The organism is Pseudomonas sp. GM49 (genome assembly GCF_000282355.1).
GTDB lineage: Bacteria > Pseudomonadota > Gammaproteobacteria > Pseudomonadales > Pseudomonadaceae > Aquipseudomonas.
On the sequence record NZ_AKJL01000307.1, the window covers coordinates 26720 to 40822 of the forward strand.

Here is a 14103-nt window from a genome sequence, read left to right on the forward strand (position 1 = left end):
CTAAAGATCCAGCGAAATGCAAGGGCCGCAGCCGCGAGAGACACAGGGCATGAGAAAGTCGGCCTGCTCGGCGGGGCTCAGAAAACTGTCGCGGTGTTCGATGTCGCCGCCCACGTGGCGGGTCATGCATTGGCCGCAGACCCCGCCACGACACAGGTTGGGGATCTGCAGCCCAGCGGACTCCAGGGCTTCGAGCAGGCTTTGATCGGGGCCGATCCGCAGGCGCCGGCCGCTGCGCAGCAGTTCCAGCTCGAAGGGTTGGCCCGGTTGTGCGGCATTGAACGCTTCCCAATGCACACGGCTGGACGGCCAGCCGAGTGCCTTGGCCTGTTGCCGAACCGCGTCGAGCAACGGTTGCGGACCGCAGGTGTAAAGGTGGCTGCCCAGCGGTCGATCACGCAGGATCCGGCTCAGGTCCGGGCGGCTGACGTAGGTGTGCAGACGCGATCCCAGTCGCAGTTGCAACGCCTCGACATAGGCATCGCTCAGGCCCGGACGACAGAGGTAGTGCAATTCGAAGTGGGCCTTGCGTTGTTCCAGGGCCGCGATGTAGGTCATGAACGGTGTGATGCCGATGCCTCCAGCGATCAGGATGTGCAGGCTGGCGGTCGAGTGCAGGGCGAACAGATTGGCCGGCGGCGAAATCTGCAGCGTGTCCCCGACCTGGACCTGCCGATGCAGGTAGTGCGAGCCGCCGCGGGAGGCCTCCTGCAGGCGTACGGCGATGCGGTAATGCTGGCTGTCCGCCGGGTCGCTGGTGAGTGAATAGGCATTGCGCAGCTTGCCCTCTGCCAGTGGCAGGTGAACCTGCACATGACTGCCGGGGGAGAAAGCCGGCAGGGGCCCGGCGCACGCCTTCAGGGTGAATTCGCGCACCACTGGGGTAAGCATTCTCGCCGCGCTGACCCGCACTTCGATTGTGGCGCTCATGACCGGACTCCGGCATAAGGCTGGTCGGGGTTGGTGCAGACGCCGAGGTACGCCCCGAGGCGACGGGAAAAGTGTTCGCGGACTTCCAGCCCTACGTCGCAACCGATGCAGATCAGCAGCGCCTCTGACCCGGCGGCCTGAGTCAGGCCGCAGTGCACGCAATACACCAGGCGCGCACCGGCAATCGTGCGGGTGATGTCGATCTCGTCATTTTCGAGTCCGGCGCTGCGGGCCTCGCCGTGGATGCGCCAGATAAAGGCCTCGTCGCCCATGATGTAGAGATGGCTGCCGACGGTGGCGGTAAGCAGCATCTGATGCAGGCGCCGGGAAAAGTCGGCGCTCTCGCCATTCAGCACCAAGGGCTGTTCCAGTTCCCCGACAACCGGCGAGCAGGCGGCCGCCGATTGCATGACCACGATGTGCCGGGTGACGCTTTCACGAGGCAGCGGCTGGCGATAGCGCGGGAGGCTGTGAAGTCGGTCCGGGGCGGCGCTGTGTCTATCCGTCATGTGGGCTTTCCTGGCTGATCCGCGCCTGTCGAAGGGCGAGAAAGGTGGCGTTGGATTGGGAGTTTGTTTCCTGTTGGGGAAGATACTTTCCTATGGGGAAAATCTTCTCAATCCGGAAAAAGGGCTATGTCTTTGGAGATAAGTCTTGCGCAACGCCTGTTCGGGGCATGGAAGTTGCTGGTCTTTGCTCAGGGCTGAGCAACCGGACGGGGAGTGATCGATAGTGCGAACACGAGTGCAGTGGTGGCCGCTCTGGTCGGGGCGTGTGCGTCCCGAACAGGCGCGCAGCGTGCGCAAACTGCTGCTTGGGTTGCCCTTGAGTCAGGTGCACGCTGACGGTGCCTTGCCGGGTTTTCTGGACCGTTTCGAAGCACTGTTGCCGACCTGCAAACTGACGCTGATCCTTGACGGCGTAGACCCTGGGCCTGCTCGGCGCGGGTTGATCGAGGGTTGTCAGAATATTGAGCGCTGCCCCTGGCGTGTTTTATCACTGACTGATTCGGCTCAGGCCTGTGGCCCTTGCCGGCAACGTGGCGTGCATCGCTTGCTGTGTGTCTTGCCGCAAAGCGACGACTCCAACAAAGGGGCGCTGTTGCTCGATACCCCACGACCGGTCGGCGTGAGCTGGCGCCAGATGCTGGAGGAGGCGGCGCAGGCCGTCGGCGTCAGTGTGAGCTTGCTCTGCCACACACGTGAGCAACAGCGTAAGCAGGCCACGTCCCAACACGGTGCCCTGGCTCGTGAACTGCACGACTCGGTGGCTCAGCAGTTGGGTTATCTATCGTTTCAGGCGCGTTTGCTGCAGTCGCACATGACTAAGCCGGAGCAGGCGGTTGCCGTGTTGCAGGAGCTGCGCGGCGGCTTGAGCCAGCTGCAACGGCAGGTGCGTGAGCTGATCACCAGCGCTCGTCTGACGATGGACGGGCGCTCATTGCGTCAGGCCTTGGCCGATTCCGTGGCGGAGTTTTCGCGACGCTGCATCATCGTCTTCGAACTGGACAATCGACTAGCCGACGATGCCTTGAACCCGGAAACCGAATTGCAGGTTCTGCAGATCATTCGCGAGGCCCTGACCAATGCTGTACGTCACTCTCATGCGCGACACGTGCGCATCGAGTTGCGGCAAAACCAGGAAGGCGATGCGTCGATCTCGGTGGAGGACGACGGTATCGGCCTGAGCCCGGCGTCGTGCGAGGAAAACCACTTCGGCCTGGCGATTATCCGCGAGCGCGCCACGAGCATTGGCGCTCGCCTGTCCATTGAAACGATCCGCCCCCACGGAGTGCGAGTACACCTGGGCCTTTCCCCCAACCTGGACCTGCCACAAGGGAGTCTCGATGAACTGCACGACCTTATTACTGATTGATGATCACCCGTTGTTTCGCAAGGGCTTGGCGCAGCTGTTCGGAGCCAGTGACGACTTCGAAGTGGTGGGGCAGGCCGCCAGTGGTCGCGAAGGGATCAACCTGGCCATGAGCCTGGCGCCGCAGCAGGTGTTGCTGGACTTGCACATGCCTGGTTTGAGCGGTTTGCAGGTGCTCGATGAATTGCGGCAGTTGCGTCTCGACTGCCAGGTGGTGGTGCTCACCGCGTCTATGGATCGCGCCGAGCTGTTGACCGCCCTGCGCCTGGGGGCCAGTGGTTATGTGCTCAAGGAAACCGAGCCCGATGCGTTACTGGCCTACATGCGCAATTGCAACAAGGGCGCGATTGTTTTGGATTCAACGCTGATTGCCCTGCTTGCCGATCAGGGCGAGTCGGTGCACCGATCTGCGCACGATTCGAATCCGCTCGACACCGGCAACCTGACTGAGCGCGAGGGGCAGACCCTGGCCCTGATCGCCGCCGGCATGAGCAATAAACAGATCGGCCGGGAACTGGGGATCAGCGATGGCACGGTCAAAATCTATGTGAGGAATCTCTTGCAGAAGCTCAGCCTGCACTCGCGCCTGGAGCTCGCGGCGTGGGTGCACAACGGCGCTTCTGTGAGACACGAGGAGCTTCATTAGATGATGGAACGGCCAGAGGCATTTGTGCAGACACCGCCCTTGCACCTGATGGATCGTTTTCCTGCGGCGTTGCTTGAATTGCGGGATAACGGTCAGATCGCCCACTTCAACCTGGCCTGGGTCGAGCTGATGGATCTGCCGGGTACGGAGCGTAATCTCATCGATTATGTGCACCATGAAGACCGTGCGTTGTGGCGCCAGGCCCTGCATGAACTGCGTCGGCGCCCCGAGAGCTCTTTCAGCCAGCGGCTGCGCTTTGTTCACCCTTCGGGGGAACTGCGTTGGTTCGAGGTCAGCCTGAAACGCGGACATCAGGGGTTCTATCTGGTGGCCGGGGACATTACTGCGCACAAACGCCGCGAGATCGCTTTGCAGGCCGGTCAGCGCAGCAGCATGAGCCTGCTGGACAGCATGCCGGGGCTGATCTATCGCGGCCGCAACAACCGCGACTGGACCATGGAGTTCGTCAGTGCCGGCTGCCTGCAACTGACCGGGTATCCACCGGAGCGGCTGGTGGACAACCATGAGTTCACCTACAACAGCCTGATCCTGGCCCAGGATGCCGATTACGTCTGGCGTGAGGTGCAATATGCCCTGTCGCGGCAGAAGCCGTTCGAACTCAATTACCGGATTCGCTGCGCCGATCAGTCGATCAAGCACGTCTGGGAAAAGGGCGTCGGGATCTATGCCGACACGCGTGAAGTGCTGGGTATCGAGGGGGCGATTTTCGAGCGCAATACCGGCCAGGACCTGGGGCGTTGAACGGAGGTTCGCGGGGAAGGCACAACGCCGGGTATTTCCCCCGACGTTGTGGTTTTTTCAGGGGTTGATCAGGAGAGTTCACCGACCCTTCTCGTTCCGGCTGGCGTCGTCGCCCTTTCAGGCATAAGGCGAGATATCTCCAGGTAAGAACGTAATCCTTCACCGCACAACCGCCGGATTTACGCAGCCTGACTTCAATGACGTTTTGCAGCACGGTCATGTGCGACCAGAGGTTGAAACTCTGGAACACCATGCCCAGGCAACTGCGCATGCGCTCGACCTGGCGGCTGTTGCTCGGGGTCTGGCGGCCGTCGGCATGCTGCTTCATTTCGATCACTTCACCATTGACGCTAATGATGCCTTGATCGGGCGTTTCCAGCAGGTTGATGCAACGCAGGAAGGTACTTTTACCGGATCCACTGGCACCGAGGATCGAGATCACGACTCGCAGCCTGAAGTGTCATCGATGCGGTCCCTGACAGGTCGACTTCAGGAGTCCCCGTCGGGGCGCTTTTACATTGGAAAAAGCGGTTGCAGTCCGGCAGCACCCTGTGGTGCTGCCTGGTTATGCTCAGGGCTTAGGAGGGAAAGGTGAACAGGTACCTATTGTGGCTGCTTGAAGCCACTCGCGTAGCACACGAACTTTTGGTAGTTGGGCACGTTGAGTCGGATAGATCAGATAGTAAGAGATTCCTTGGTTGAGTTCGATATCGAACGGCGCAACAAGTACACCGTCGTTCAGACTTTCGCGCACCAGATTCAAATCCCCCAGGGCGACACCTTGTCCGCGGGTCGCCGCAGATAAAGCGAGCTCCAGGGTGTCGAACGATTGTCCTCGGTGAGCAGCTATTCCATCCACTTCGGCCGCCTCCAGCCATCGGCTCCAGCCCTGTACCGGAATACAATGCAATAGAGGCAGATGCCTCAGATCGGCAGGTTCGGTCAGGAGCTTCGCCAGTTCTGGTGAGCAGACTGGCGTTAACCGCTCCTGCATCAGAGGAATGACTTCGACATCCTTCCAGTCACCCCGCCCCTGAATGATCGCAGCATCAATGTCACTGTCTTCAAAGCGGGGCTCCCAGGCGTCGTAGGTGGTTACCCGTACGTCCATATCTGGCATCACGGTGCGCAGTCCCGGTAGCAACGGTAGAAACCAGCGCGTCGCCAGGGTGGGAGGCATGCGTAAGGTCAGTACCTGGCCTGCGTTGCGCAGGCTGTTGCACATGTTGATCAGTCGCGCGAAAGCGTCATCAACCACTGGCAGCAATGCTTTAGCTTCAGGAGACAGACGAAGGCCGGTCTTATGGCGAATGAAGAGTGTTACCCCCAGGTATTCCTCCAACTGTTGAACCTGGCGGCTGATGGCGCTCTGAGTGACGAAAAGCTCCTTGGCGGCACGACTGAACGTGCCGCAGCGAGCTGCCGCGGCGAACACTTCCAACGCATGCAAGGGTGGCAAGCGACGGCTGAAGTTAGGGCTTACTAATACATGATCTGAAAGCATGGATTGCATGAGAATTTACCGTATTTACTCCAGTATTTATAGAGTTTAACCTGTTCGTGCCTGTATATACATCGTGGTAAATAATTAACTCTGTAAGCGATAGCTGATTTCAAATGACGCTGTACGCGGAGAAAACGCCAACTTGGTGCAACTTCCCTCCCGTCGCCCCAAGAAAGGTCGCTGGGTTTGGTTTTGGCAAAAATAACCATCTAAAACGTCATTTTAGTTACTTATAAGGCACGTGCCGAAAATCTGCCCTGTTTTTGCTGATCAAGAAACCTGGTCATGTATGTACAAGAGTGCATGTATGGCTCCAATCCACAGCAGACGAGTAGCTGAAGTGCAAGTGCGCACATACGGCTCATTCAGAATTCATCGTATTTCATGCAGGAGTACTACATGTCTATAGCTCGTATTGCCTTCGCCAGCCTGGTGTTGCTGGTTGCTCTGACAAGTCGGATATCTTTCGCTGCCAATAATGTTAACTGTCCCTATCCAAAACCGGTGATATTTGCTGGTTTAAATTGGGAAAGCGGAATGTTTACTACTGAGGTGCTGCGTTACGTATTGGAAAAGGGTTATGGCTGTCAGACCGATGCTTTGCCTGGCAATACCATTACCATGGAAAATGCCCTGCGGCATAACGACATTCAGGTTTCGGCCGAACAATGGGCAGGTCGCAGCCCGATCTGGCGAGAGGCAGAAAAAACCGGTGAAGTATTTTCTGTCGGAGAGACTGTTCAGGGAGCTACCGAGGGGTGGTGGGTGCCGGAATACGTCGTAAAGGGCGACCCCGAACACGGCATCGAGCCGATGGCGCCGGAACTCAAGTCTGTAGCCGATCTGCCGCGTTATAAGACATTGTTCAGCGATCCCGAGGAGCCGTCCAAGGGGCGATTTCTCAATTGCCCAAGTGGTTGGACCTGCGAGCTGGTTAACAGCCAGAAGCTCAAGGCTTATGCGCTGCAGGATAGTTTTACCAACTTCCGTACAGGCACCGGTGCGGCGCTTGATACCGCGATTAGTTCCGCTATGCGTCAGCGCCAACCGGTATTGTTCTACTACTGGTCACCGACTCCGCTGATGGGGCGTTTCAAGTTGATCAAGCTTGAGGAGCCCCCTTTCAGTGAGGCTTCTTGGGCAACTTTGTCGGACCAGAACAACGAACATCCCATCGGAGGAAGTTCATTGCCGACCAAACTAACTATCGGTGTATCTCGATCTCTGCACGAGCAAGCTCCTCAACTAATCAGCTTGTTTGAGAAGGTCCAATTGCCCTTGCCAGTGTTCAACCAGATTCTTGCCGAAATGAGTGTCGGTCGTATGAGAGTGGAGCAAGTCAGAGCGAAGTTCTTACGTGAATATCGTGAAATTTGGGTCCAGTGGGTGCCCACAGAAGTCGCGAAGCGTATCGATGAGTCTTTGCTTTGAAGGGAAGATACATGCGAATTAAACGGAGAAGATTTTAATGAATCACTACCTCAGTGCTCGACAGAAGCGCTTCGTTTCCAAGCTACACAAGTCCGGGGTCGCGCGAGGCGAATGGCCGACTTGGCTATTGATTGGTATCGTGTATAGCAGTTGGCTGCTGTTGGTTCTCCAGTATGAGCGACTTGGCGCATTAGTGACGCTGCCATTGTTGGCCTTGGTGGGCGGTCTTTACATGTCATTGCAGCACGAATTGATTCACGGTCACCCGACTCGCTGGCCCATGATTAATGCACTGATTGGTACTCCTCCCTTGGCTATCTGGTTCCCCTTCGCGTTGTACCGCGACAGCCATCTCAAGCATCACGAAGAAGACAGCTTGACAGTGCCTGGCGTCGACCCCGAAAGCCGTTATGTCACTCACCAACAATGGCAGGAGGCCGGTGTTTTACGACGTCTGATGTTGCGGGCTGAAAAGACCTTGTTAGTACGTCTAATACTAGGGCCTTTGCGGGTAATTGTAGAGTTGGCAATGCGCAAGGTACCTCGCTTGCTGCGGGGTGAGGCCGAGGCATGGAAACGATGGGGGCCGCATCTGGCGCTTTGCGGGTTCCTGTTGGGGGCATTGCAATACTATTGTGGTATTCCCGCTTGGTTGTACATGCTGGCGGTCGCTTATCCGGCGCTATCATTGAGCATGTTGCGTTCGTTCCATGAACATCGGCCGGCGTTAGAACCGGCGCAACGCTGCGTGATCAACGAAGCATCCTGGCCGTTTCGCCTGCTGTTTCTCAATAATAATCTGCATTTGGTTCATCATGATCTGCCAGGGCTACCGTGGTACTTATTGCCGCGAGTGTATCGAGCTAATCGGCGAGCCTATCGCCGGCGTAGTGGTGATTTTGTCTTCGACGGGTATGTGCCGTTGCTGAATCGTTATGGCGTCACCCCAATTGACGAACCACAGCATCCATTTGTGGTTGGAGGCCGTCATGAGTAATGTTTCGGTGGTTGCCGGATTGTCGATGTACACCGAGCCTGGACTAGTTGCTGAAGCCAGTGCTCGCTTAACAGAACTGGTATTGGCTCGTTTAGGGCGAGAATTGCAATCCTCGCAACCGGTCGACTTGATGCAACAATGGTTAAATCCCCAACTCTTGTTCGCACAGACCTGTGGCTACCCGCTGATGCATAGCCTCAAAGGAAAAGTTCAACTGATCGCAACGCCTTGTTATGACTTGCCGGGCTGCCAGGATAATCTACATTGCAGTTGGCTAATAGTCCGCGAAGACGACCCTCGACAATCGCTGTCTGAGTTTCATGGTAGTATTGCGGCTTTGAACGGGCATGACTCCAACAGTGGTATGAATTTGTTCCGCCACAAAGTCGCTCAGTTTAGTCGAGATGGAAGGTTTTTCCGTGAAGTATTGCTTAGCGGTGCCCATGTTCTCAGTCTGAACATGGTAGTTCAGGGGGTAGCAGATCTGGCTTGCATCGATGCCGTAACTTTTGGATATTTGCAACTTCATGAGCCAAGTCGCCTTCGAGGCGTACGTATTCTCGAAGTCACTGCAAATAGCCCAGCATTACCGCTGATCGGAGCTATTACGACAACGAACGAGATTTGTTTGTCTGTTATTGGTGCTTTCAATGCGTGCCTGAAAGAGGTGCCACTGTTATCTCAAGCGCTGGCTCTAAAAGGCTTTGTCAGGTCCAGTATTGAGGATTACCAACTGGTAGTTGACTACCAGCAGAGAGCAAATGAGCTAGGGTACCCAACACTCGCTTGATTTGACTTGTTTACAATCAACAAAAATAAATAGCCCAGTTGGGTAACTGGGTTGTTTTAGTGATTGCCAGGCAGTTATCACTGGTATTCTGTGTTGATAAATACGTCGGCATGTTCCTCAGGTACGCATGTAGATTATTACCATTTTGCGCTATACGCTGACCGACACACCGTCCTTACGGACTGAGATTCGACCGGCGAGATTGCCATCCTCCCTGAGGATTCGGCCGGCATCATTGGCGGTCAACGACTCGAGTTCTTTGATGGTAATTTTGGCCATGAAATGGGTTCCCCCTACTTTTCCCCCCACAAAAACGTCGGCTCTTGATGGGTGTTCCTGGACACTCGTAGAGCTGAACACCGCTGGAGCTCAAGTAAATACTAGATTCGAAGAATCCAGGGTGAAATTTTGGAGTCTTTCAAGAAGTATGCAAAAGCAGATGGGGTGCTAGGGGTCGAGTGTTCGAATCACTCCGTCCCGACCATATTTTTCAATGACTTAGGCCAATGTTCACAGCATTGGCCTTTTTCATGTGCGTGACTTTTGCGTGACCTCTCGATTTATCACGCCTGCTTCCTCTTCAAGATTGTTAGGACCGGTCCACGCGAATCGGTTGCTGATACCATGTTCGCAGCTTCAATCAGATGCCCAAGCTCAGCGCCCGAGTAGTGACTGGTGATGCTGCCGTTCTTGTGGCCGAGCAGCGCTTTCCGATCTTCCTCTGTCACACCTGCCACTTCTTCGCCGCCCCGATCCGTGCCTTCTTCCAGGCTGAGTCATTCATGCGGCGAACCGTCGTTTCATTCCCCTCGCCATCTGGCTTGCCAAACGGGAACACGTAGAGCGGATGCTTGCCGCGCTGCTTCTCGATCACTGACTTGGCAACGTCATTCATCACGACCAGACGCTCGTCTCGGTTCTTCACCCCAGACCGGGCACTTCTTCCCCCGAATCCAGCCGGGATCAGGAACACATTCGTCCCCAATTCCGGTACCGCAATCTCCCAATTCCACTGAAGCTTGCAAACTTCCTGCTCCCGGCACCCCGTGTTGACCTTGAACATGGTCATGGTCTGAAGGTGCGCCGCAAGCTCCGCGAACAGGATCGACTGCTCTTCCCACGAAAACGGGTAGGGTTTCGGCTGCTCGTTTTCTCGTCCAGTAGAGAGATCATCGGTACAACGTCGAGCAATGGCCGGCGTTCCTCGTCACGCCACTTGCGTGCACACAGGTTCAAAACCCTGATCACCCGCTGCAGTGCAATGGTCTAAGCGACCGGCGCCCGAGGATTAGGTGCAGGCAGACATTGCTTGCTTTTTGGAGGCCAATTGCTGCGGGCGCCGCCAGATTTTTCCCTGTGGCGCTGGGTCCATTTATGAGGTCAGGGGCTTTAGCTCCGCCTGCTTCCAACACACTATACTTACTGCAATACCCTTAATCCCTAACCGCCCTCAGGGATTATCCTTTCAAAGGAGCATGATCGTGAAACAGCTCCTGGCCTTAGTCCTCGCGACCTCCATCAGCCTGCCTCTGATGGCTGCTGAGACCGCCCCTGCAGCCAGCGCTGCAGTGCCCAGCGCTACCTCAAGCCTGACGCTGTCGACTCCACTCGTCGGTGGCGTAACGGTTGGCACTGGCCTGGCAATTAGCGCCGGTGTTATCGCTGCTGGTGTCGCCATCTCCAGCGGCGGCGGTAGTGGTGGCAACGACGCCACCCCGGGCGCCGGCGGCACTTCAGGTACCAGCGGAACTACTGGCACGACCGGCACCACCGGCACCACCCGGTAACAGCCCCCTTGTTGATGTCGCAGGGCGTTGACTGACTCGGTCAGTTGCAATTGGGAGTTCCAAAGGTCTGTATCAGTGGCGCGGAGAGCACATCATATGTGGCGAGGGGGATCGTGATCACGGGAAAACTTTGCACTCGCAATTGATGCTGAGGTTTTGGCAGCCGCGCGCGATCAAGGAAAAACTCGCGTTATCGGTGTATCGAATTTCGATAGTGCTCAACTCAACTCAACTCAACTCAACTCAACTCAACTCAAGCAGGCGCAGGCGGTGAAAGAGATCGTTTCGCTCCAGCCGCGTACTCCGCCTTGTGGTGAAAGGCTGCAATTGACCTGGCTCCACGCAATCACAGCCATTAAAAAAAACGGCCCTTTGGCACCGATAACATCGTTTCTCGGCGACGCTGCTTTTCAATATATTGGCTGCCAGATCCGGTGAGTGACTCAACATTCGCCACCCTCAGTGCGAGTAGTCTTTATGAATAAAAAACCAGGCAACGCAGGGTTTGTTAATGGGGGTGCGGGTACCCGTGCAGTGTGGGGTGGGGAGCAAGTCAGGCATCCCTACAACGCCACTCAAACCCCCATCGTAGTCAGTGCTGCATATGGTTACGACGACATTGACGTCTGGTACGACGTAGCGTTGGGCAAGGCGCCCGGCTTTATTTACAGCCGCATGAGCAACCCGACAGTCGAGACCCTTGAGGCAAAGATTCGCGAGTTGGAGCTGGCCGAATCTGCCGTGGCTTTCAGCAGCGGGATGGCGGCGATCAGCAGTGTGCTTTACACCTTCCTGGCCCATGGCGATCGGGTGGTGTCGACCAAGGACAGCTATGGCGGCACCAACAAGATTTTCGAAGAGTTCCTGCCGCGCACCGGTGTGAACGTGACGTTGTGCGAGACGTTCGATCACGAAGAAATCGAACGTGAAATCGCCAAGGGTTGCCAATTGGTGTATCTGGAAACGCCGACTAACCCGACGCTGAAAATACTCGATATCGAGCGTCTGGTGGCTGCGGCCAAGCGCGTCGGTGCCATTGTGGTGGCGGATAACACCTTCGCCACGCCGTTGAATCAGAACCCCTTGGCGCTTGGTGTGGACGTGGTCGTTCACAGTGCGACCAAGTTTCTCAGCGGCCACGGCGACGTGCTTGGCGGCCTGGTTTGCGGTAGCGAATCGCTGATGGCCAAGGTGCGTCATTACCGGGAAATCAACGGTGCGGCGCTCGACCCGTTCTCCGCCTACATGATCATTCGCGGCATGAAAACCCTGGTGCTGCGCATGCGTCAGCAGCAACGCAGCGCCCGTGCACTGGCAGAGTACCTCTGCGTCGAACCGTTGGTGGAGTCGGTCAATTATCCGGGTTTGCCCGGCCATCCGAATCATGCGGTGGCGTGCGCGCAAATGTCCGGCTTCGGTGCAATCGTCAGTTTTGTCGTGGTGGGTGGTATGGACACGGTCAAGGTGCTGTTGCCACGACTGCGATTCGCCCACTGCGCGGGCAATCTCGGTGCGGTGGAAACCATCTACGGTCCGGCGCGAACCACCAGTCATGTCGAGAACACGCTGGAGGAACGACTGGCCCTGGGTATTTCCGAAGGACTGGTGCGGGTCTCTGTCGGCATCGAAGACACCGATGATCTGCTCGACGACCTGAAACAGGCATTCGCATTTGTCAGGGAGGCGGGCAACGAACTCGCACAAGCAAACACCCTACGTTCAATCAATGAAAATTGCGTCGACATAGCAGGTTGAAGATTTAACGCTAATACCTCGCTACAAGGATGTGAGTGGGGCGTTCATGAAGTGGAATAATAATAAAACTTAGTGGCGATCTGTTTTTACTCTGCCGAGTCAATCATTGCAGATGTTAATTCGTGCCCTAATAACTTTCATGAGAACAACCATGTCCATAAAAGAAGAACAACTTAATACACATTCCGGTTTTAAACAGGAAATGCAGACGCGGCATATTGTGATGTTGGCATTAGGCGGCGTCATTGGTACCGGGCTGTTTCTCACGTCCGGGTATACGGTTAACCAGGCCGGTCCCTTGGGCGCGGTGATCGCTTACATCATCGGTGCACTCATGGTTTACATGGTGATGATGTGCCTGGGCGAACTGGCGGTGCAGATGCCGGAAACCGGTTCATTCAGTACTTACGCCACCCGTTTTCTGGGGCCTGGTACCGGGTATACGGTGGCCTGGCTGTATTGGCTGACCTGGACGGTGGCCATCGGTTCTGAATTCACCGCCGCCGGTATCTTGATGGTGCGCTGGTTCCCGGATACACCGGTATGGATCTGGAGTGCGCTATTTGCGGGCTTGGTGTTTCTGACCAATGTGATTTCGGTGCGCCTGTTCGCTGAGACCGAGTTCTGGTTGTCACTGGTTAAAGTGGTGACCGTAATAGTGTTTCTGATGATCGGCGGTGGCGCGATTCTCGGTCTGCTGCACATCGATCAGGGCCACAGTATCGGGTTGAGCAACTTCACTCGCGAAGGACTTTTTCCTACCGGAGTCATGCCGATAGCAATGACCTTATTGGCGGTGTCTTTTGCGTTCTCCGGCACTGAGTTGATCGGTATTGCCGCTGGGGAAACCAAGGATCCGCAACGCAACGTGCCACGTGCCATTCGCACGACGGTGCTGCGCCTGGCGATCTTTTTCGTGGGGACCATTTTCGTCCTGGCAACACTATTGCCCCGAGAACAGGCCGGTCTCGTAGAAAGTCCATTCGTCACGGTGTTCACTTACATCGGGATTCCATATTCGGCAGACATCATGAATTTCGTGATCATCAGTGCCTTGCTGTCGGCCGCCAACTCCGGTTTGTATGCCGCGTCACGGATGCTCTGGACGCTGAGTGACCAGGGTCATTTGCCCAAGCGGTTCTCGGCCCTGACGCGCATGGGGACGCCGCTCAACGCCATTATCGTCAGCATGGCGGGTGGGGCTGCCTCGTTGCTCAGCAGTGTGTTCGCCGCCGACACCATCTATCTGGCGCTGGTGTCGATCTCCGGATTGGCGGTCGTGGTGGTCTGGATGAGCATCGCTGCGAGCCAGATTGCTTTCCGCCGTCACTATGTGGCCAACGGCGGTGACATCGGTGACTTGAAATTCCGTGTCCGGGGTTATCCATGGGTGCCGTTGGGAGCACTGGTCTGCTGCAGTCTGGCGTGTGTCGGGATTGCGTTCGATCCGGAGCAGCGTGTGGCGTTGTACTTCGGTTTGCCCTTCATCGCCTGGTGCTACTTCGTGTATTACATTACCCGCAAAAGCCGCGAGCGACGCTTGTCGGTTGCCCCCTTGGCACAACCGTCCGACGCGTTCTAGTCAGCATCGACGGGATGGGCAAGCGTGCTCGGTGGAGGGGGCGTCCT

At 56.5% G+C, this 14103-nt stretch carries 13 protein-coding genes and 2 pseudogenes; 10 read left to right on the forward strand and 5 right to left on the reverse strand.

The genetic code is table 11. The annotated features are described in order from the left end of the window. Complete coding sequence (locus tag PMI29_RS02325) at nt 1-930, reverse strand: PDR/VanB family oxidoreductase (RefSeq protein ID WP_008003713.1); 930 nt, start codon at nt 928-930, stop codon at nt 1-3. After that, nucleotides 927-1439, reverse strand: coding sequence for a dimethylamine monooxygenase subunit DmmA family protein (locus PMI29_RS02320; protein ID WP_008003715.1), 513 nt, complete (start codon nt 1437-1439; stop codon nt 927-929). The genes PMI29_RS02325 and PMI29_RS02320 overlap by 4 nt, the downstream gene beginning before the upstream one ends. Nucleotides 1440-1662: 223 nt before the next feature. On the opposite strand from PMI29_RS02320, the gene PMI29_RS02315 reads away from it, so the two are divergent. From PMI29_RS02315 to PMI29_RS02305, 3 genes are read left to right on the forward strand one after another with little or no spacing between them, the layout of a single operon-like run. After that, complete coding sequence (locus PMI29_RS02315; RefSeq protein ID WP_008003717.1) at nt 1663-2805, forward strand: ATP-binding protein; 1143 nt, start codon at nt 1663-1665, stop codon at nt 2803-2805. Continuing rightward, a complete protein-coding gene (locus PMI29_RS02310; protein WP_008003721.1) occupies nt 2777-3448 on the forward strand; it encodes a response regulator in 672 nt (223 codons plus the stop codon). The genes PMI29_RS02315 and PMI29_RS02310 overlap by 29 nt, the downstream gene beginning before the upstream one ends. Next, nucleotides 3449-4210 (forward strand): PAS domain-containing protein, encoded by a 762-nt coding sequence (locus PMI29_RS02305; RefSeq protein ID WP_008003722.1) that lies wholly within the window; start codon nt 3449-3451, stop codon nt 4208-4210. 181 nt (nt 4211-4391) lie between these two features. Here PMI29_RS02305 and PMI29_RS32950 read toward each other — a convergent pair. Continuing rightward, nucleotides 4392-4652: pseudogene (locus PMI29_RS32950) on the reverse strand (ATP-binding cassette domain-containing protein); the annotation flags it as partial. 129 nt (nt 4653-4781) lie between these two features. Next, nucleotides 4782-5723 carry a LysR substrate-binding domain-containing protein gene (locus PMI29_RS02300; RefSeq protein ID WP_008003726.1) on the reverse strand — a complete coding sequence of 314 codons (942 nt, stop codon included), beginning with the start codon at nt 5721-5723 and terminating at the stop codon, nt 4782-4784. A 390-nt stretch (nt 5724-6113) separates the two neighbouring features. Between PMI29_RS02300 and PMI29_RS02295 the strand changes: the two genes are divergently transcribed. From PMI29_RS02295 to PMI29_RS31585, 3 genes are read left to right on the forward strand one after another with little or no spacing between them, the layout of a single operon-like run. Next, nucleotides 6114-7145 carry an ABC transporter substrate-binding protein gene (locus PMI29_RS02295; RefSeq protein WP_008003728.1) on the forward strand — a complete coding sequence of 344 codons (1032 nt, stop codon included), beginning with the start codon at nt 6114-6116 and terminating at the stop codon, nt 7143-7145. A 37-nt stretch (nt 7146-7182) separates the two neighbouring features. After that, nucleotides 7183-8142: a fatty acid desaturase gene (locus PMI29_RS02290; protein ID WP_008003730.1), complete on the forward strand. Its 960-nt coding sequence runs from the start codon at nt 7183-7185 to the stop codon at nt 8140-8142. Next, nucleotides 8135-8932 (forward strand): phosphate/phosphite/phosphonate ABC transporter substrate-binding protein, encoded by a 798-nt coding sequence (locus tag PMI29_RS31585; protein WP_008003732.1) that lies wholly within the window; start codon nt 8135-8137, stop codon nt 8930-8932. Before PMI29_RS02290 ends, PMI29_RS31585 begins: the two co-directional genes overlap by 8 nt. Nucleotides 8933-9495: 563 nt before the next feature. Here PMI29_RS31585 and PMI29_RS32335 read toward each other — a convergent pair. Next, a pseudogene (locus PMI29_RS32335) lies at nt 9496-10195 on the reverse strand (tyrosine-type recombinase/integrase); the annotation flags it as partial. A 218-nt stretch (nt 10196-10413) separates the two neighbouring features. Here PMI29_RS32335 and PMI29_RS02285 point away from each other — a divergent pair. The 4 genes from PMI29_RS02285 (at nt 10414) to PMI29_RS02275 (ending at nt 14056) form a co-directional block, all read left to right on the forward strand. After that, nucleotides 10414-10719 (forward strand): hypothetical protein, encoded by a 306-nt coding sequence (locus tag PMI29_RS02285; protein WP_008003737.1) that lies wholly within the window; start codon nt 10414-10416, stop codon nt 10717-10719. A 156-nt stretch (nt 10720-10875) separates the two neighbouring features. Then, complete coding sequence (locus PMI29_RS31590) at nt 10876-11157, forward strand: hypothetical protein (protein ID WP_081501726.1); 282 nt, start codon at nt 10876-10878, stop codon at nt 11155-11157. Between the two features lie 39 nt (nt 11158-11196). Then, nucleotides 11197-12474 (forward strand): cystathionine gamma-synthase family protein, encoded by a 1278-nt coding sequence (locus PMI29_RS02280; RefSeq protein ID WP_008003739.1) that lies wholly within the window; start codon nt 11197-11199, stop codon nt 12472-12474. A 151-nt stretch (nt 12475-12625) separates the two neighbouring features. After that, nucleotides 12626-14056: an amino acid permease gene (locus PMI29_RS02275; RefSeq protein ID WP_008003741.1), complete on the forward strand. Its 1431-nt coding sequence runs from the start codon at nt 12626-12628 to the stop codon at nt 14054-14056. The last annotated feature ends 47 nt before the right edge of the window (nt 14057-14103 follow it).

Coding starts and splice junctions, on each gene's coding strand:
- PMI29_RS02325 (WP_008003713.1), bottom strand. CDS start 930: ATGAGCGCCACAATCGAAGTGCGGGTCAGCGCGGCGAGAATGCTTACC.
- PMI29_RS02320 (WP_008003715.1), bottom strand. CDS start 1,439: ATGACGGATAGACACAGCGCCGCCCCGGACCGACTTCACAGCCTCCCG.
- PMI29_RS02310 (WP_008003721.1), top strand. CDS start 2,777: ATGAACTGCACGACCTTATTACTGATTGATGATCACCCGTTGTTTCGC.
- PMI29_RS02305 (WP_008003722.1), top strand. CDS start 3,449: ATGATGGAACGGCCAGAGGCATTTGTGCAGACACCGCCCTTGCACCTG.
- PMI29_RS02300 (WP_008003726.1), bottom strand. CDS start 5,723: ATGCAATCCATGCTTTCAGATCATGTATTAGTAAGCCCTAACTTCAGC.
- PMI29_RS02295 (WP_008003728.1), top strand. CDS start 6,114: ATGTCTATAGCTCGTATTGCCTTCGCCAGCCTGGTGTTGCTGGTTGCT.
- PMI29_RS02290 (WP_008003730.1), top strand. CDS start 7,183: ATGAATCACTACCTCAGTGCTCGACAGAAGCGCTTCGTTTCCAAGCTA.
- PMI29_RS31585 (WP_008003732.1), top strand. CDS start 8,135: ATGAGTAATGTTTCGGTGGTTGCCGGATTGTCGATGTACACCGAGCCT.
- PMI29_RS02280 (WP_008003739.1), top strand. CDS start 11,197: ATGAATAAAAAACCAGGCAACGCAGGGTTTGTTAATGGGGGTGCGGGT.
- PMI29_RS02275 (WP_008003741.1), top strand. CDS start 12,626: ATGTCCATAAAAGAAGAACAACTTAATACACATTCCGGTTTTAAACAG.